The sequence below is a fragment of the Thiohalocapsa sp. genome (assembly GCF_022340605.1).
Lineage (GTDB): Bacteria > Pseudomonadota > Gammaproteobacteria > Chromatiales > Chromatiaceae > Thiohalocapsa.
Genome location: NZ_JAJDNQ010000117.1, coordinates 16,184 through 33,037 on the forward strand (window position 1 = coordinate 16,184; position 16,854 = coordinate 33,037).

14 protein-coding genes are annotated in these 16,854 nt (G+C 67.6%); 6 read left to right on the plus strand and 8 right to left on the minus strand.

Features of this window, described 5'->3' with window-relative positions; translation table 11 throughout:
* Positions 1-219: 219 nt before the first annotated feature.
* The 6 genes from ribBA to LJE69_RS15110 all read right to left on the minus strand — a co-directional run bounded on the left by ribBA (position 220) and on the right by LJE69_RS15110 (position 7,855).
* Positions 220-1,332, minus strand: coding sequence for a bifunctional 3,4-dihydroxy-2-butanone-4-phosphate synthase/GTP cyclohydrolase II (gene ribBA / locus LJE69_RS15085; RefSeq protein ID WP_296926549.1), 1,113 nt, complete (start codon positions 1,330-1,332; stop codon positions 220-222).
* A gap of 170 nt (positions 1,333-1,502) precedes the next feature.
* Complete coding sequence (locus tag LJE69_RS15090; RefSeq protein WP_296926551.1) at positions 1,503-2,162, minus strand: riboflavin synthase; 660 nt, start codon at positions 2,160-2,162, stop codon at positions 1,503-1,505.
* 60 nt (positions 2,163-2,222) lie between these two features.
* A complete protein-coding gene (gene lolA, locus LJE69_RS15095; RefSeq protein WP_296926553.1) occupies positions 2,223-2,885 on the minus strand; it encodes an outer membrane lipoprotein chaperone LolA in 663 nt (220 codons plus the stop codon).
* Positions 2,886-2,887: 2 nt separating this feature from the next.
* Positions 2,888-5,440: a DNA translocase FtsK gene (locus LJE69_RS15100; RefSeq protein ID WP_296926555.1), complete on the minus strand. Its 2,553-nt coding sequence runs from the start codon at positions 5,438-5,440 to the stop codon at positions 2,888-2,890.
* A gap of 202 nt (positions 5,441-5,642) precedes the next feature.
* Positions 5,643-6,479: a hypothetical protein gene (locus LJE69_RS15105; protein WP_296926557.1), complete on the minus strand. Its 837-nt coding sequence runs from the start codon at positions 6,477-6,479 to the stop codon at positions 5,643-5,645.
* The gene (locus tag LJE69_RS15110; RefSeq protein ID WP_296926559.1) at positions 6,476-7,855 is read right to left on the minus strand and encodes an SGNH/GDSL hydrolase family protein; all 1,380 of its coding nucleotides are present in this window, start codon (positions 7,853-7,855) and stop codon (positions 6,476-6,478) included. The genes LJE69_RS15105 and LJE69_RS15110 overlap by 4 nt, the downstream gene beginning before the upstream one ends.
* A gap of 241 nt (positions 7,856-8,096) precedes the next feature.
* Between LJE69_RS15110 and trxB the strand changes: the two genes are divergently transcribed.
* From trxB to infA, 5 genes are all read left to right on the plus strand, one after another.
* The gene (trxB, locus tag LJE69_RS15115) at positions 8,097-9,059 is read left to right on the plus strand and encodes a thioredoxin-disulfide reductase (protein ID WP_296926561.1); all 963 of its coding nucleotides are present in this window, start codon (positions 8,097-8,099) and stop codon (positions 9,057-9,059) included.
* 290 nt (positions 9,060-9,349) lie between these two features.
* Positions 9,350-10,543, plus strand: coding sequence for a GNAT family N-acetyltransferase (locus tag LJE69_RS15120; RefSeq protein WP_296926563.1), 1,194 nt, complete (start codon positions 9,350-9,352; stop codon positions 10,541-10,543).
* Positions 10,540-11,307: a leucyl/phenylalanyl-tRNA--protein transferase gene (gene aat, locus LJE69_RS15125; RefSeq protein WP_296926565.1), complete on the plus strand. Its 768-nt coding sequence runs from the start codon at positions 10,540-10,542 to the stop codon at positions 11,305-11,307. The genes LJE69_RS15120 and aat overlap by 4 nt, the downstream gene beginning before the upstream one ends.
* A complete protein-coding gene (locus LJE69_RS15130; RefSeq protein ID WP_296926567.1) occupies positions 11,300-12,049 on the plus strand; it encodes an arginyltransferase in 750 nt (249 codons plus the stop codon). Before aat ends, LJE69_RS15130 begins: the two co-directional genes overlap by 8 nt.
* A gap of 731 nt (positions 12,050-12,780) precedes the next feature.
* A complete protein-coding gene (gene infA / locus LJE69_RS15135) occupies positions 12,781-12,999 on the plus strand; it encodes a translation initiation factor IF-1 (RefSeq protein ID WP_296926569.1) in 219 nt (72 codons plus the stop codon).
* A gap of 407 nt (positions 13,000-13,406) precedes the next feature.
* Here the strand turns inward: infA and clpA are convergent, their stop codons facing one another.
* Together clpA and clpS are read right to left on the minus strand one after the other, a co-directional pair.
* Entirely contained in the window at positions 13,407-15,671 is a 2,265-nt protein-coding gene (gene clpA, locus LJE69_RS15140) for an ATP-dependent Clp protease ATP-binding subunit ClpA (RefSeq protein ID WP_296926571.1), read from the minus strand.
* A 171-nt stretch (positions 15,672-15,842) separates the two neighbouring features.
* Entirely contained in the window at positions 15,843-16,166 is a 324-nt protein-coding gene (gene clpS, locus LJE69_RS15145) for an ATP-dependent Clp protease adapter ClpS (protein ID WP_296926574.1), read from the minus strand.
* 480 nt (positions 16,167-16,646) lie between these two features.
* Here clpS and cspD point away from each other — a divergent pair, with 480 nt between their 5' ends.
* Positions 16,647-16,853, plus strand: a complete 207-nt coding sequence (gene cspD / locus LJE69_RS15150; protein WP_296926576.1) for a cold shock domain-containing protein CspD — start codon at positions 16,647-16,649, stop codon at positions 16,851-16,853.
* The last annotated feature ends 1 nt before the right edge of the window (position 16,854 follow it).

Sequence of the window (16,854 nt, forward strand, 5' to 3'; positions counted from 1 at the left end):
CAGCGCGCTGTGATGGCGAGGGGGACGCCGCTCCCACGGCCGTTGCCCGACGCTCGATCGCGGCGCGGACGCCGCTCCCACGACCCTCGCCCGACGCTCGATCGCGGCGGGGACGCCGCTCCCACGGCCCTCGCCCGACGCTCGATCGCGGCGCGGACGCCGCTCCCACGACCCTCGCCCGACCCTCGATCGCGGCGGGGACGCCGCTCCCACGGCGCTTTAGCTGCCGACGTATTCCACCACTTCCAGGTCGAAGCCGGAGATGCCGTGCATGGCCTTCGGCGCGCTCATGACGCGCATCTTGCGCACACCCAGGTCGGCGAGGATCTGCGCGCCGATGCCGTAGGTGCGAAGCTCGTTGCGGTCGCGCTTGATGGGCGGTGCCTGGCTCTCGCGGTCCAGGTCGCACAGCTCGCGCACCTTGGTCAGCAGGTCCTCGGGGTGATCGCGATTGCGGAGCACGACGATAACGCCCTCGCCCGCCGCCGAGATCTGCTGCATCACGTCCTTGAGCGGCCAGCCGCAGGCGGGATGATAGGCGCCGAACAGGTCGCACAGCGTATTCTGGAGATGCACCCGTACCAGCACCGGACGCTCCGGCGATATGTCGCCCAGAACCAGGGCCAGGTGCACCTCGTTCTCGATGGTGTCGCGGTAGGCGCTGACGCGGAAGTTGCCGAACTCCGTCGGCAGGTCGCAGCGCTCCTCGCGCATCACCGCCCGCTCGTTGGCGACGCGGTAGTGAATGAGGTCCGCGATGGTGCCGATCTTGAGGCCGTGCTCGGCGGCGAAGGCCTCCAGGTCCGGCCGCCGGGCCATGGTGCCGTCCTCATTCATCACCTCCACGATGACCGCGGCCGGCTCGAAGCCCGCCAGCCGAGCCAGGTCACAGCCCGCCTCGGTGTGCCCCGCGCGCACCAGCACGCCGCCCGGCTGCGCCATGATCGGGAACACGTGGCCGGGCTGCACCAGGTCCGTGGACTTGGCATTGGGCGCCACCGCGGCACGCACGGTCTGCGCGCGGTCCGCCGCCGAAATGCCGGTGGTGACGCCGCGGGCGGCCTCGATGGAGACGGTGAAGGCCGTCGAATGCGGTGCGTTGTTGGCATTGACCATCAACGGCAGATGCAGACGCTCGCAGCGCGCCTTGGTGAGCGTCAGACAGATCAGCCCGCGGCCATACCTGGCCATGAAGTTGATGGCCTCGGGCGACACGCAGTCCGCGGCGAGCACGATGTCGCCCTCGTTCTCGCGATCCTCGTCATCCATGATGACGACCATCCGCCCGGCGCGGAGATCATTGATGATCTCTTCGGTGGAATTCAGCGACATGGCGGTGTGACGACAAGGGGGGCAAAGCAGCGAAAATAGCCAGACAGGCTATCACAGCAGCCAATTCCGGTCATCCATCAGGATGTGGTGTTGAACGACCTGCCCGGTGCCTGCCCGCACGCCCGGACGCACCGCCCAGGTCGGACCACCGCGGCAAAAACAGTCGCCCGTCAGTTCGCGAACCCGTGACGGCGCAGGAAGTCGAGCGTCAGGGGCTCGGACGCCGCGTCCGCAGCCCGGTCACCTAACAGCAGGCGCTCAAGATAGCGGGCGACGAGGTCGACCTCGAGGTTGACCCGCGTGCCGGCGCGGTAGTCGCCGATGATGGTCTCGGCGATGGTGTGCGGCACGATGTTCAGCTCGAACACGCAGCCCACGACCCGGTTCACCGTCAGGCTGGTACCGTCGACGCAGATCGATCCCTTATGCGCGATGTAGCGCGCCAGATCCGCCGGCGCGTGGATCTGCAGCCGCCAGGAGCGCGCGTCCTCGCGCGTTTCCAGCACCTGCCCAACGCCGTCCACGTGGCCGCTGACGAGGTGGCCGCCCAGCGGCGTGGACAGCGTTAGCGCCTTCTCCAGGTTCACGCGTGCGCCGGCGCCAAGTTCGCCCAGCGTGGTGTTGGCGAGCGTCTCCCGGGAGACATCCGCGGCGAAGCGCCCGTTGTCCAACTCCACGGCGGTCAGACAAACGCCGTTGACGGCGATGCTGTCGCCCAGCGTCACGTTGCCCATGTCCAGCTTGCCGGCATGCACCGTGAGGCGCATGTCGCCGCCCACGGGCGCGATGCGCTCGATACTGCCGACTGCCTGGATCAAGCCTGTGAACATGGCGTGCTCGTTCAGATAGATTCGGAAAGCTTAACGGACGCGGCGCCCGCCGCCCCGTCGTCAATCCATATCCAGATAATCAGCCCCGGGCGGCCGCTTGAAGCGGAACATCGAGTACTGGAGCCGCGGGTTGCGGTCCACGTTTGTGAACACGAACCGCGTGAGCTGGCCGAAGCGATCCTCCATCAACATCGTGTCCAACTCGCCGTCCATGAAGGCGATCTGGAGCTTCGCGACCTCGGTGTCCTGGGTCTTCGGGATCAGCTCCGCCCAGGTGCGATTGTCGCCCCGGTCGATGTCACGGATACGGAAATACTTCTCCGGCGGCTCGCGGCTCGCCAACAACTGCGCCGGCGTGCCGTCCAGGACCTTCTTCTGGCTGGTCTGGGTAACCTGGTTCAGCTCCACGTCGTGCACGTAGATGCGCTTGCCGTCGGCGACGATGCGCTGCGGGCTCGGCTTGTCATATTCCCACAGGAAGCGGTTCGGCCGCAGCAAGTAGAAGGTACCACTCGCCTCCAGCGCGGGTCCGCCGTCGGCAGGGATTGTAATCTGGCGGAAATCCGCCTGCAGGGCGTTGAGGCCGCGCAGGTAATCGCCGACTTCCTTCACGCCATCGGTGGAGGCGATGGCCGGCGTGGTGACCATCGCCATGAGCACCAGCGCGAGGCCCAGCCCATGGCCGAGCCAGCAGCGCGGGTGAACCAACTCAAAATTCAACAAGTTCAGCCCTCCACGGGCGCAGGCGCCAGTACTTCGCGGTTGCCGTTCGTTTCCGCCGGACCGACGATGCCGATGCGCTCCATCTCTTCCACCATCCGGGCCGCCCGGTTGTAGCCGATTTTGAGCTTGCGCTGCACGCCCGAGATGGATGCCCGGCGGCTCTCCACGACATATTGCACGGCCTCGTCGAAGAGCGGGTCTAAATCTTCGACATCGCCGCCGCCTTTTGGCTCCGGGTCGATGCCGGGCAAGTGCTCGCCGGGCTCTTGCAGGATGGTGTCGATGTAGTCGGGCTCGCCCTGCTGCTTGAGGAAGTCCACGACGCGATGCACCTCGTGGTCGTCCACAAAGGCGCCGTGCACACGCTGCGGGATGCTGCCGCCCGGTGGCAGGTACAGCATGTCGCCATGCCCGAGCAGATGCTCGGCGCCCATCTGGTCCAGCACCGTGCGCGAGTCCACGCGCGCCGAGACCTTGAACGCCATGCGCGTCGGGATGTTGGCCTTGATGAGGCCGGTGAGCACATCCACCGAGGGTCGCTGTGTGGCCAGCAGCAGGTGGATGCCGGAGGCGCGGGCCTTCTGCGCCAGCCGGGCGATGAGCTCCTCGACCTTCTTGCCCACCACCATCATCATGTCCGCGAGCTCGTCGATGATGACGACGATATAGGGCAGCTTGCCGAGAGTCGGAATCTCAGGCGTGCCATCCTCGCCGAAGACCACATCGGCGTCGTCGGCGAGCCGGTACAGCGGGTCCGGGATCGGCTCACCGGCATCGATGGCGTCCTGGACCTTGCGGTTGTAGCCGGCGATGTTGCGCACGCCGAGCGAGGCCATGAGCTTGTAGCGGTGCTCCATCTCGCCGACGCACCAGCGCAGCGCGTTGGCGGCCTCCTTCATGTCCGTGACCACGGGCGTGAGCAGGTGCGGAATGCCCTCGTACACCGAGAGCTCCAGCATCTTCGGGTCCACCATGATGAGCCGCACGTCCTCGGCGCTAGACTTGTACACCAGGCTCAGGATCGTGGCGTTGATGGCCACGGACTTGCCCGAGCCGGTGGTGCCGGCGATGAGCGCATGCGGCATGCGGGCCAGGTCCGCCACGACTGGTGAACCGGCGATATCGGTGCCCATGCCGATGGTGAGTGGCGACTTGGCGTCGTGGTAGGCCGGTGAGCCCAGGATCTCACTGAGATAGACCATTTCGCGCTGGTCGTTGGGCACCTCGAGCCCGATCACGGACTTGCCCGGAATCACCTCCACGACGCGCACGCTCACCTTGGACAGCGCCCGTGCGATGTCCTTGGCCAGCCCGGTGATCTTACTCACCTTGACGCCCGGCGCCAGCTCCAGCTCGAACAGCGCCACCACCGGCCCGGGATGCACCGCCACCACCTCGGCGACGACGCCGAATTCCGCGAGCCGTGCCTCCAGCTCCCGCGACATGTTCTCCAACTGCTCCGGACTCACCGCCCGGTTGCTCTTGCGGGGCTGCTCCAGCAGCTCCAGCGGCGGGCGGTCGCCGGGTTCGCCCGCGAGCCGCGGCAAGGGCAGTTGGCGCTTGTCGGCGGTCGGTTTGGCGCGCTTGCGTGCCGCGCGTGCCGGCTCCGCCGCAGGCGCAACGGGCGGGGGGAATGCCTGGGCGGCCCGGCGGTTGCCGGCAGCGGAGAAGCGCGACACGTCGGTGAGGCTGTCCGGGTCGGTGTCGATGACATCGGCGCCGCCTTCGAAGTCATCGCGCGCCGCGAGCGAGCGCGGCGGGTACAAATCGACATTGGGATCGGTACTGCGATCGGCACGGGGACCGGTTCTGGGGTCAGCATGGCGGCCGGCACCGGCCGCCGGAGCATCGTCGAAGTCGTCGTCGAAGTCATCGTCGAATTGGCGATCCTCACCGCGTTCGCCCAAGCCTGGCAGGTGCAGCCCGCCCAGCGCGCGCAGGCCCAACGCGGGCGCCCGGAACACGGCCAGCGTCAGTGCGCCCAGGCCGTCGACCACCTCCAGCGGACTGATGCCGGTGGCGAGCATGAAGCCCACCAGGAACAGCGCGCCCATGGCCAGGCCCGCCCCGACCGGCCCGAAGGCGAGCCGCGCGTAGTCGGTCACGAACTGGCCCAAGCCGCCGCCGATGCCGTTGGGCAGGTCCTCGAGCAGGTGCGCGCCGTACATGTTGGCCAGCGCCGCGCCCGCGGTGAGCAGGAACACGAAGCCCACCCAACGCAAGGCGAGCCAGTAGAGCTTGGTCTCCGGCTCCGGCGCGCGCTGGCGGAAGACGAGGTAGGCGCTCCAGGCCACCATCAGCGGCAGCAGGTAGGCGAAGACGCCGAACAGAAACAAGGCAAAGTCCGCGAACCAGGCACCGATACGGCCGCCGGCGTTGGCCACGCGCTCGCTCTGGCCGACGAAAGACCAGCCGGGATCAGCCGGCGAGTAGCTTGCCAGTGCCACCACCAGGTACAGCGCCGCGAAGATCAGCGCCCACATGGCGCCCTCGCGCCACGCCCGGTCCAGATAGTCGCCAAGTGTCAGTTGCCCAGCGCGGGTTGCCTGGCTCACAAAACCCACCTCGTAGTCAAAATCGTTAGCTTGATTATATCCTTATCGCCGCTTTTTCGCGTGCTTTCGATGAGATTGGCACAACTGCGCCGGTTTGAAATCGGCATCGGGACCGGGATCGATTTCGATCCGGAAGCGTCTGCTGCCGGTGGCAGCAGCAACCTGCCACAAGCGTGCTAGCCAAGCACCAAAGCCACCGCGGCTACAACCACCAGGCCTCGAAGACTTCGCCACCGGCCTGCCGCCGCGGGCGCGGCCGCCAGATGGCCAGCGGGCGCGCCAGAGCGCCGATCAGCGCCTGACTGTATGCAAGCGCCACCAGCAACGAGACCGACAGGGCCGCCGCGACCACCAGCAGCGCCGCCACCTGTTGGTCCGGACTTCCGCCGTCACGCAGCACCGACATGGACCAGGCGCCGAGCCCCTTGGCCCCCGCATGGAGCCGGAGCATGGCGTCTACAAGCCCCTGCGCCTGGACGCGTCCGTCCGGCATGCTGTACTCCAGCGCGGCACGCCAGCTGAGCCCGCGGTAGTCGTCTCCGCCGGCCAGCAGCAACACCGCGATGGACTCGCCCCACAGCAGCAGGGTGCTGAACCAAACGGCCCAGCGGCGCGCCAGCGCAAACAGGTAGGTGCGCTTGACGGCGTCCGCCAACAGCCCCGGCAGGCGCGGCATCAGCAGCGCCAATATCACCACGTCCAACAACAACACGGACCATCCGCGCAGGTCCAGCGACAGGGCGGCAGTCATAAGCAGCAGCGTCAGCAGCAGCGCCTTGACGATCTCGGCCGTCACCACCAGTGGCGCGATGCGCATGAGCCGGTCGAGCCAGCCGTCGTCGACGAGATATTGGCTGCGGAACGCGTGCCGCCGGCAGAGGGCCCACTCCGCTCCCGACAGGGTCACCGACAGGCCCAGCACCAGCAGAAACGCCAGCGCACCGAGGTCTCCCGCGTGCTGCGCACTCAACTGCCACAGCAGCAGAACCAACCAAACCGCGAGCATCGAGGTCAATCGCGGCAGCATCTGAAACTTCATCGAACCCGCCCCATCGGCCGCTCATCGCGTAAGCCGGCGGCGTCCCCCATGCCGGCCCCTACCCGCCGGCCAGTGTAGCCAGTCCGCTGAATCAGGTCTGTGCTGCCGGTCCGATCCGGGACCTCGGGCTCAAGCATCGTACACACCAACGCCGCGGCGGTCTCGCCGGCGACTTCGTGGCCCGCGGCGTTCCAGTGGCCGAAGCCGGGGCGGCCGCCCAAGAAGCCATGCAGCAATGCACCATCGCGCTCCGCCCGCTCGGCCATCACCGCCGGCAGGTTGATCACCGGCAGATCAATCCGCTCCGCCGCCGCCAGCAACCGCCGCACCGGGTAGCCGAGGTCGGCCACGCCAATGGCCGCCGCGAAGCGGGCGCTGGCGGCGGCATTCGGGTGCACCTGCGCGCCGGTGCCGATGAGCATCAGGACCGGCCGCGCGCCGGCCGTGCGCGTCTCGTCGGCGAAGGCGGCGAGCATCGCCTCGGTGGCCTGCCAGGCCCGTCGCCACGCTGCCGTGTCGGGCGCGGCGTAGATTGCGTTGTCGACACCGGGCTCCTGCGGCGCGCGGGCGCCGCGCCCCGAGGGCGAGGGCGTCCGCGCGCGCAACCGCATCGCATCGCGGGCCTGCACCAGCAGTTGCGCGATGCGTGAATGCTCCAGCACCCACTGGCGGGCGCGGCCGAAGGCGGACGTAGCCGCCCGGTAGGCACGGCCGCGACGAAAGCCGTCGTCCAGCACTAATCCGCTCGCCGACCCTGCCGCCGGGACCAGGTACGGACGCAGCGGCTCGGCATCGAGGGCAGGCTCGTTCTCGGTGAGATCGTTGCCGATGAAGAAGGCCAGGATCACCACGTCGGGCGCGAAGCGGCAGGCCTGCGTACGCCATGCCAGCAGCGACTGTGCCGTGCTGTAGCCGCTGACGGCGAAGCTGAGCACCTCCACGTGCGCCGGCAGCGCGCAGCCGTCCCCGTTCAGCCAACGCGCCATGACGCGCCACCAGGTATCCCCCAGGGGCACCTGAACCGCTTCGGTAAAGGAGTCGCCGAGCACGGCGACACGCACCGTGCCGGGCGGCTTGGCCAGGGCATGGTCGCGGTCGCGAAAGCCGAGACCATTGGTCACCACCAGCGCCGCGCCCTCGAAGCGCTGCCATGCGGCGATATCCGCCGGGGGCCGCCAGCCGAGCTCCGCGTCCGGCCGCTTGGCCAGTGCCCAGTAGTAGGACTGATCCAACGCCCGCAGCAGCAACTCGCCGAGCAGCAGAGCCAGCGCGAGCCCCCCCAGCAGCAGGCCCAGGGCGACGCTCCAGCGGCGCTTGGGGCGCGGCCGGACGTCGCGTTCGCGCGACCCGCCGCCGCCCCCGGATGGCCCGCGCATGCGCGCCGGAAGCGTCGGCGATTGCGGAACCGATCTGACCACGCGTGGCACCGCCGTACAAACCTGGCACTGCCGGAAGACTTTGCGGAGTATAGCGACCTCGACTTGTCCCCAAGGCATCGCTTGGAACGCCGCTTTACCCCCTTGTCGGCCACGGGTACGATTCTAGATTTTGACTATTGGCCCAGTTGCGCCGTCGGCTTCCAGCCGCCGACGCCGCATCTCTGGAGACAGACAGACCATGAGCGATACCAAACATTGCCGCCTGCTGATCCTCGGCTCCGGCCCCGCCGGCTACGCCGCCGCCGTGTACGCGGCCCGCGCCAACCTGCACCCGGTGCTGGTCACCGGGCTGGAACAGGGCGGCCAACTCATGACCACCACCGACGTGGACAACTGGCCCGGCGACCCGGACGGCGTCCTGGGTCCGGACCTGATGGAACGCATGCGCAAGCACGCCGAGCGCTTCGACACCGAGCTCATCATGGACCAGATCAGCGCCGTCGATCTGGGTAAGCGCCCCTTCGAGCTCAAGGGCGACAGCGGCATTTACACCTGTGATGCGCTGATCATCGCCACCGGCGCCAGCGCCCAGTACCTGGGGCTGCCGTCGGAGCAGGCGTTCAAGGGCCGCGGCGTGTCCGCCTGCGCTACCTGCGACGGCTTCTTCTACCGCGGGCAGAAGGTCGCCGTCGTCGGCGGCGGCAATACCGCCGTCGAGGAGGCGCTCTACCTGTCCAACATCGCCGCCGAGGTGACCCTGGTGCACCGCCGCGACGCCTTGCGGGCAGAGAAGATCCTGCAACAAAAGCTCTTCGACAAGGCCGAGAACGGCAACGTGCGCATCGCCTGGAGCCACGTGCTCGACGAGGTGCTCGGCGACGCCAGCGGCGTCACCGGCATCCGCATCAAGAACGTCAAGGATGACACCACCGAGGACCTGGAGGTGCATGGCGTCTTCATCGCCATCGGCCACCAGCCCAACACGCAGATCTTCGAGGGCCAGCTCGACATGGCCAACGGCTATATCAAGGTCAAGAGCGGCAGCGACGGCGACGCCACCGCCACCTCGGTGCCGGGCGTGTTCGCGGCCGGCGACGTGATGGACCACGTCTACCGCCAGGCCATCACCTCTGCCGGTACTGGCTGCATGGCGGCGCTGGATGCCGAAAAGTACCTCGACGACGTGGCGCAGAAGGCCTGACGTGGGAGCGCCGTCCCCGGTGCCATGGGGCACCGGCGTGCACGTCACCGTGGGAGCGCCGTTTCCGACGCGGTTCGGCGCCGGCGTGCACGTCGCGGCGGGGACGCCGCTCCCACGGCGCGGTTCGGCGCCGGCGTGCACGTCGCGGCGGGGACGCCGATCCCACGGCGCGATCCGGTGCTGGCGTGCACGTCGCGGCGGGGACGCCGATCCCACGAGGGGCTTTCCGAGCCGCCTCGCCGCCCATACCCTTGCGGTGTCGTCGGGCTGCTCCATCTGGCCGGGAACCGATGTATCGACTCACCACCCTCGCATCCATCGACGAGATCCCCGCCGCGGACTGGAACGCCCTGGCCGGAGGCGATCTGCCGCACCTGCGCCACGAGTTCCTCGCCGCCATGGAGCACCACGGCTGCGTCGGCGAGCGCTTCGGCTGGCTGCCGCGCCACCTGGTGCTGCGTGACGAGCACAACCGGCCGCTGGCGGCGGCGCCCTGTTACCTCAAATTCAACTCCTACGGCGAGTTCGTCTTCGACTGGGCCTGGGCCGACGCCTACCAGCGCGCGGGCGAGCGCTACTATCCGAAGCTCGTCGTCGCCTCGCCGTACACGCCGGCCACGGGGCTGCGCATCCTGACCGGCGACAACGCCGAGCGCCCGGCGCTGGCGGCGGCGATGATCCAGGGCTCCGTGCAGATGGCCGAGCGCCTCGGCGTGTCCGGCCTGCACTGGCTCTTCACCAGCGAGGCGGAGACCGACTGGCTCCGCGCCCAGGGGCTGTTGCCACGGCTCGGCTGCCAGTTCCACTGGCGGAACCACGGTTATGACAGCTTCGATGCCTTTCTCGGCGAGCTCTCGGCGGAAAAGCGCAAGAAGGTCAAGCGCGAGCGCCGCCGCGTGGCAGAGTCCGGCATCCGCATTCGTCGCGCGCGCGGCGATGCGGTCACGGCCGAGGAGTGGCGCATCTTCCATCGCCTGTACGAAGACACTTTCGACAAGCGCGGCGGCCTGCCGACGCTGAGCCTGCCGTTCTTTCAGGAGATCGGCCGCACCATGGGCGAGAACCTGCTGCTGGTGCTCGCCGAAGAACCCGCGCACGGCGGCGCCCGCATCGTCGCCGCCGCTTTCTGCCTGCAGGGCAGCCGCAGTCTCTATGGCCGGCACTGGGGCTGCTTCACAGAGTTTCACAGTCTCCACTTCGAGGCTTGCTACTATCAGGGGCTGGAACATTGCATCGCGCAGGGGCTCGAACGCTTCGAGCCCGGCGCCCAAGGCGAGCACAAGGTGGCCCGGGGCTTCCTGCCGACGCGCACCTGGTCGGCGCACTGGATCAGCGACGCACGCTTCCGCCGCCCCATCAGCACCTTTCTTACGCAGGAGATCGAGGCCGTGGAGGACTACATCGCCGAGATGAACACCCATAGCCCCTACAAGGCCACGGGCCCCCAACAGCGCACCGGCGCCACGGCGCCGGCCAAACCTTGACCCGCCCGCGCCGGCATCTGCCCTATCTGCTGGCGCCCGACGATCCGAGCGCCGCATTCCCTGACGTGCGCGAGGCGCTCGCCGAGCCCGACGGCCTGCTCGCCATCGGCGGCGACCTCAGCATCGCGCGCCTGGTGAACGCCTACCGCCACGGCATCTTCCCCTGGTTCAGCGCCGGCGACCCGATCCTCTGGTGGTCGCCGGACCCGCGCACGGTGCTGCGCCCGCGTGGCCTGCGCGTCTCCCGCAGCCTGCGCAAGGTGCTGCGCCGGCGGCGCTTGGGCGTGACCATGGACCGCGACTTTCCCGGCGTCATCAAGGCCTGCGCGGGGCCGCGTGTCGACGGCGGCGGCACCTGGCTGGTGCCGGAGATGATCTCCGCGTACCGTGCGCTGCACGTGCGCGGCATCGCGCATTCCGTCGAGGTCTGGCAGGATGGTGCGCTCGCCGGCGGGCTCTATGGTGTCGCCATCGGCGGGATCTTCTTCGGCGAGTCCATGTTCACCCGTGTCGACAACGCATCCAAGGTGGCATTGGTGCATCTTTGCAGCTTCCTCGACGACCACGGCTTTGCGCTCATCGATTGCCAGGTGCTCACCTCGCACCTGCTCAGCATGGGCGCCGAGCAGATCCCACGGGAGCGCTTCGTGGCGCTGGTGGAGCAGTTCCGGGACGCGCCGACACCGCGCGGCTCCTGGGACGACGGCGACCCGACCTACCCGCACCCGCCAGCGACGACAGACACGGAGGCCCGTGATGCGTGACGACCGCCCCGCCCGCGGCGACCTGCAGCTCTATCTCACCGGCGAGCACGAGTGCTCCTACATCGACGGCCTGCGCGCGCGCACCCTGTTCGTCGATCCCCTTGCCCACATCGACGCCGCCCGCGCCGAGTGGCTGCAGCAGATCGGCTTTCGCCGCAGCGGCCAGCACTTCTACCGGCCCGCCTGCCGCGGCTGCCAGCGCTGCGTGCCGGTGCGCGTGCCGGTGGACACCTTCACGCCCAACCGCTCCCAGCGCCGCAACGCCGCCCGCAACGACCGCGAGCTCACGGTCACCGCGCGCCCAGCAGCGCTGATACCCGAGCACTACCACCTCTACGAGCGCTATTTGCTGCACCGCCACGGCGACGGCGACATGGCCGACGACGTCTCGGTGGAGACCTACGCTCGCTTCCTGCTCGCCCCCTGGGGCGGGCGCACGCGGTTTTTCGAACTGCGCCGCGACGGCAGGCTCATCGGCGTCGCCGTGACCGACTTGTTCAGCGACGGTCTCTCCGCCGTCTACACCTACTTCGATCCCGACGAGTCCCACCGCGCCCCCGGCACCTACGCCGTGCTGAGCCAGATCCGCGAGGCCCGCCGCCTCGGCCTCGACTACGTCTACCTCGGCTACTGGATCGGCGAGAGCCGCAAGATGGCCTACAAAGACGTCTTCCGCCCCATCGAGGCATGGAACGGGCGCGAGTGGCGGCGCTTCGGCAAGGATGAAGAAATCCGCTGCTAGCGCTTCGCCGCGGAACGTCCGAGACCGGGGTCCCTCGTTGTCGTTGTCGAAATCGGAGTTGTAATCCGGTATCCGCCCGGTCGAGATCACGTTTACGACATCGTCAACGATCGCGACAACGTCAACGATCACGACAACGTCAACGATCACGACAACGACAACGAGCTGAGACGGTGTCGGGACTTGCCCGTCGGGCCGACGAAGCAGACCCGACAATTGCGCGATGACGACGTGCGCCATCTCGGGCTTCGTTCCTCAGCCGGCCCTACGACTACCGGCAACTTCCGCACCGATCGCGGCCTGGTAATCTAGCCGGATGCCGGCAAGCAGGCACATCGCCACCCGGCAGGCAATGGACACGGGAGCAGCGGGCATGCGTGGGAGTGGCGTCCGCACCGCGATCGGCTGAGCCGGCGTCAATCGCGCCGGGGACGGCGCTCCCACGGTGCCCGCGCTGGTATGTTGTGGGAGCGGCGTCCGCGCCGCGAGCGACCAGCTCAGGCACGGTGTGCCGAGCGCGGCGACCGCCGCGCGGGCCGAATGGAAGTCGGCGTCCCCAGGGAAATTCGCGTTGACGGCGGCGGCAAGGTCTGCCTGTGGTACCATGGGCGGCTTACGAGGCGCTGCCCGCGGCGGCCGTGGCGCCGATTCCGGCCCCTGATCAGGCCAATCCCAGATTGGACCACGGCGACGCAACTGCGGCGCCGGAACCGAAGTACTGACCCGAATCCATGGCAAAAGAAGACGTCATCACGATGGAAGGCACGGTCATGGAGACCCTGCCCAATACGATGTTCCGCGTGGAGTTGGAGAACGGCCACGTCGTGATCGCGCATATCTCCGGCAAGATGCGCAAGCACTATATCCGCATCCTCACCGGCGACAAGGTGACGGTGGAGCTGACGCCCTACGACTTGAGTAAGGGGCGGATCACCTACCGCGCGCGCTGAGCCGGCCGGCGTCGGCTGTCGTTGCGCCGGGGGCTGTGTGCTCCCGTCTCCCCTCAAGGTCCTACCTGAGGTGTTCTCCCTGACTGAGGCCCCCCGCACAGGCCGCACCGATGGCGGCATGCCTCGGCCAGGACGGACAAGTCCCGAGACCGCAAGAGAACTAGGCGTACGTCGGGTTAGCGCAGCGCAACCCGACGATGGGCATCCGTAAGCTGTTGTTTGTCGGGATGGGCTATCGCTACTAGTGTTCTTGCGATAAGCAGCACCGATCGCCGGCAGCCCCGGGCAGACTGGCCGGCCGTCGTCGCGCCGCGGACGGCGCTTCCACATGGACGCGCGGCCCGATGATCCATACCGCAAGGTGTACCCGGAAACCTTCCTTGGCTTCTCGGCCCTCGGCCCTTCTTCTAAGCTGCCGCCTTCTCGGTGTCGAAGCTGAAGACCAGCTCGTCGTTGTCGTTCAACTTGACGGTCACGGTGCCGCCGTCGGCGAGCTCGCCGAACAGCAGCTCGTTGGCGAGGGGCTTCTTGATGTGGTTCTGGATGACCCGCGCCATGGGCCGCGCGCCCATCTTCGGGTCGTAGCCTTTCTCGGCGATCCACGCCTTGGCGTCGGGCTCCACCAGCAGCGCGACCTTCTTCTCGGCCAATTGCTGCTCCAGCTCGAAGATGAACTTCTCGACGACGCTGGCGATGGTGGTCTGATCCAGGGCACCGAACTGCACCACGGCATCCAATCGATTCCGGAACTCGGGCGTGAAGAACTTCTTCAGCGCTTCTATGCCGTCGGTGGAGTGATCCTGCTCCGTGAAGCCGATGGAGCGGCGGCTGGTTTCCTCGGCGCCGGCGTTGGTGGTCATCACCAGCACGACGTTGCGGAAGTCCGCCTTGCGGCCGTTGTTGTCGGTGAGCGTGCCGTGGTCCATGACCTGCAGCAGCAGGTTGAACACGTCCGGATGCGCCTTCTCAATCTCGTCGAGCAGCAGCACGGAGTGCGGGTGCTTGGTGATCTCCTCGGTCAGCAGGCCGCCCTGGTCGAAGCCAACGTAGCCGGGCGGCGCGCCGATCAGGCGCGAGACCGTGTGCCGCTCCATGTACTCGGACATGTCGAAGCGGATCAGCTCCATGCTCAGGATGCGCGCGAGCTGCCGGGTGACCTCGGTCTTGCCGACGCCGGTAGGGCCGGTGAACAGGAAGGAGCCGATGGGCTTCTCCTCGTTGCCGAGTCCGGAACGGTTCATGCGGATGGCCGCCGTCAGCGCGTCTATGGCCTCGCCCTGGCCGTAGACCACCATCTTGAGGTCGCGGTCCAGGTTCCTGAGCGACTCGGTGTCGGACATAGAGACCTTCTTCGGCGGGATGCGCGCGATCTTGGCGACGATGGCCTCCACGTCGCCCACGTCGATGCGCTTCTTGCGCTTGGCGATGGGCTTGAGCTGCACGTTGGCGCCGGCCTCGTCGATGACGTCGATGGCCTTATCCGGCAGGTGACGGTCGTTGATGTACTTGGCCGACAGCTCCGCCGCCGCGCGCAGGGCCGGATTGGTGTAGCTGACCTGGTGGTGATCCTCGAAGCGCTTTTTCAGCCCCTTCAGGATCTCGATGGTCTCTTCCACCGACGGCTCGTTGACGTCGATCTTCTGGAAGCGGCGGGTCAGCGCCCGGTCCTTCTCGAAGATGCCCCGGAACTCCTGGTAGGTGGTCGAGCCGATGCAGCGCAGCTCGCCCGAGGCCAGCACCGGCTTGATGAGGTTGGACGCGTCCATGACACCACCGGAAGCGGCACCGGCGCCGATGATGGTGTGGATCTCGTCGATGAACAGAATCGCGTTGGGACGGCGCTTGAGCTCCGCGAGCACCGCCTTGAGGCGCTTCTCGAAGTCGCCGCGGTACTTGGTGCCGGCCACCAGAGAGCCCAAGTCCAGCGCATAGATGACGGCATCAGACAGCACGTCCGGCACCTCGCCGTCGACGATTTTCTTTGCCAGGCCTTCGGCGATGGCGGTCTTGCCGACGCCGGCCTCGCCGACCAGTAGCGGATTGTTCTTGCGCCGGCGGCAGAGGATCTGCGCGGTGCGCTCCACCTCGCCCGCGCGACCGATGAGCGGGTCGATGCGGCCCTGGCGCGCCAGTTCGTTGAGGTTGCTGGCGAAGTTCTCCAGCGCGGTGGAGGATTCCTTTTCCTCGCCGCGCGGTTCGTCGGACTCGCCGTGCGCGTCGTCGTCCTGCTCCTCGCCCGGCACCTTGGAGATGCCGTGGGAGATGTAGTTGACCACGTCGAGCCGGGAGACGTCCTGCTGGTTCAGCAGGTAGACGGCCTGGCTGTCCTGCTCGCTGAACAGGGCCACCAGCACGTTGGCGCCGGTGACCTCCTTCTTGCCGGCGGACTGCACGTGGAATACGGCGCGCTGCAGCACCCGTTGAAAGCCGAGCGTCGGCTGCGTTTCGCGGGCGTCGCCCTCGGCGATGAGCGGCGTCGTCTCGTCGATGAACGTGGCGATGTCGCGGCGCAGCTTCTCGCCGTCGGCACCGCAGGCGCGAAGCACCTTCGCCGCCGTCGGGTTATCCAGCAGGCACAGCAGCAGGTGCTCGACCGTCATGTACTCGTGCCGCTTCTCGCGCGCTTCCTTGAAAGCGTGGTTCAGGGTGAATTCGAGCTCTTTACTCAGCATGTGCAGGACCCTGGATGGTTAGTAGCAGGAAGGCCCGACGATGCAGCTTGCAGCAGGCACGGCGGGGATCGAATGCTTCGGCACGCCCGATGGCACGTCCGGCGGAGCGGCGCGCGGACGGCAGGGCCGGCGGCAGGATGCCGGCACTGGCGCAAATCGCGGCCGGGGCGCTCATGCCTCCTCCATGGTGCAGAGCAGCGGGTGATGGTTCTCGCGGCTGAAGTCGTTAACCTGGTTGACCTTGGTCTCGGCGATGTCGCGGGTATAGACACCGCACACGCCGACGCCTCGGGTATGCACGTGCAGCATCACTTGCGTGGCCTTCTCGCGGCTCATGCGGAAGAACGTCTCCAGCACGTGCACGACGAACTCCATCGGCGTGTAGTCGTCGTTGACCAGCAGGACCTTGAACAAGGGCGGGCGCTTGAGCGCCGGCTTGGACTCCTGGACGACGAGACCCGAGTCCTGGTCTTCGTTTGGATTCCACTCGCTCATGGCTCGAATCGGCACAGGTCGGACGGTTGCGCTCAGGCGTTCACCGAGGGTTATTGGGGATCACTACGGATCGGGCTTGTTCCGTACGCACTGCGGACGACGGGGCCGCGCTACGCGAGCCCATGACGTCGGCGGCTGCCCGTCCCGAATAGTTGTAAGGGCTTGGAGATGAAAAATACAGCCCCGAACGAGCCGCGTCTACGGGGTGGCCTCTGACACGGGTGCACGTCTGCGGAGCGCTCCGACGCATCCGGCGCCACCCCGCGGATACCGCCGCAGATGCGGGCGATCGCGTCGATTGACCATGGGAATCAGGCGACTATACTTCGGCGGTATGGTGACTCGTCGCACGGCGCACGCCGCGGACTTGCACCCGGTCGCAGACGGTGCCCCTCGGGGTCTCGGCGGCCGACAACAACGATTGACTGCCACCCACAAGAGTACCGCGCAACAGCGGTCAACCCTGGAGGAGTACCCGCGATGATGACAGGTATCGTGAAGTGGTTTAACAACGCCAAGGGATACGGCTTCGTGAAACCAGACAACCGCGACGAAGACGTGTTCGTCCATTTCTCGTCCATCGAGATGGACGGCTACAAGACCCTGAAGGAGGGCCAGAAGGTCGAATTCGAGGTCAGCCAGGGTCCCAAAGGACTGCACGCCGCAAGGGTGCAGCGCGCCTTTTGAT

Excerpts from the sequence above, each read along its gene's own strand:
- LJE69_RS15090 (WP_296926551.1), bottom strand. The coding sequence starts at position 2,162 with ATGTTCACAGGCTTGATCCAGGCAGTCGGCAGTATCGAGCGCATCGCG.
- trxB (WP_296926561.1), top strand. The coding sequence starts at position 8,097 with ATGAGCGATACCAAACATTGCCGCCTGCTGATCCTCGGCTCCGGCCCC.
- clpA (WP_296926571.1), bottom strand. The coding sequence starts at position 15,671 with ATGCTGAGTAAAGAGCTCGAATTCACCCTGAACCACGCTTTCAAGGAA.
- infA (WP_296926569.1), top strand. The coding sequence starts at position 12,781 with ATGGCAAAAGAAGACGTCATCACGATGGAAGGCACGGTCATGGAGACC.
- LJE69_RS15105 (WP_296926557.1), bottom strand. The coding sequence starts at position 6,479 with ATGAAGTTTCAGATGCTGCCGCGATTGACCTCGATGCTCGCGGTTTGG.
- clpS (WP_296926574.1), bottom strand. The coding sequence starts at position 16,166 with ATGAGCGAGTGGAATCCAAACGAAGACCAGGACTCGGGTCTCGTCGTC.
- LJE69_RS15110 (WP_296926559.1), bottom strand. The coding sequence starts at position 7,855 with ATGCGCGGGCCATCCGGGGGCGGCGGCGGGTCGCGCGAACGCGACGTC.
- LJE69_RS15130 (WP_296926567.1), top strand. The coding sequence starts at position 11,300 with ATGCGTGACGACCGCCCCGCCCGCGGCGACCTGCAGCTCTATCTCACC.
- cspD (WP_296926576.1), top strand. The coding sequence starts at position 16,647 with ATGATGACAGGTATCGTGAAGTGGTTTAACAACGCCAAGGGATACGGC.
- ribBA (WP_296926549.1), bottom strand. The coding sequence starts at position 1,332 with ATGTCGCTGAATTCCACCGAAGAGATCATCAATGATCTCCGCGCCGGG.
- LJE69_RS15120 (WP_296926563.1), top strand. The coding sequence starts at position 9,350 with ATGTATCGACTCACCACCCTCGCATCCATCGACGAGATCCCCGCCGCG.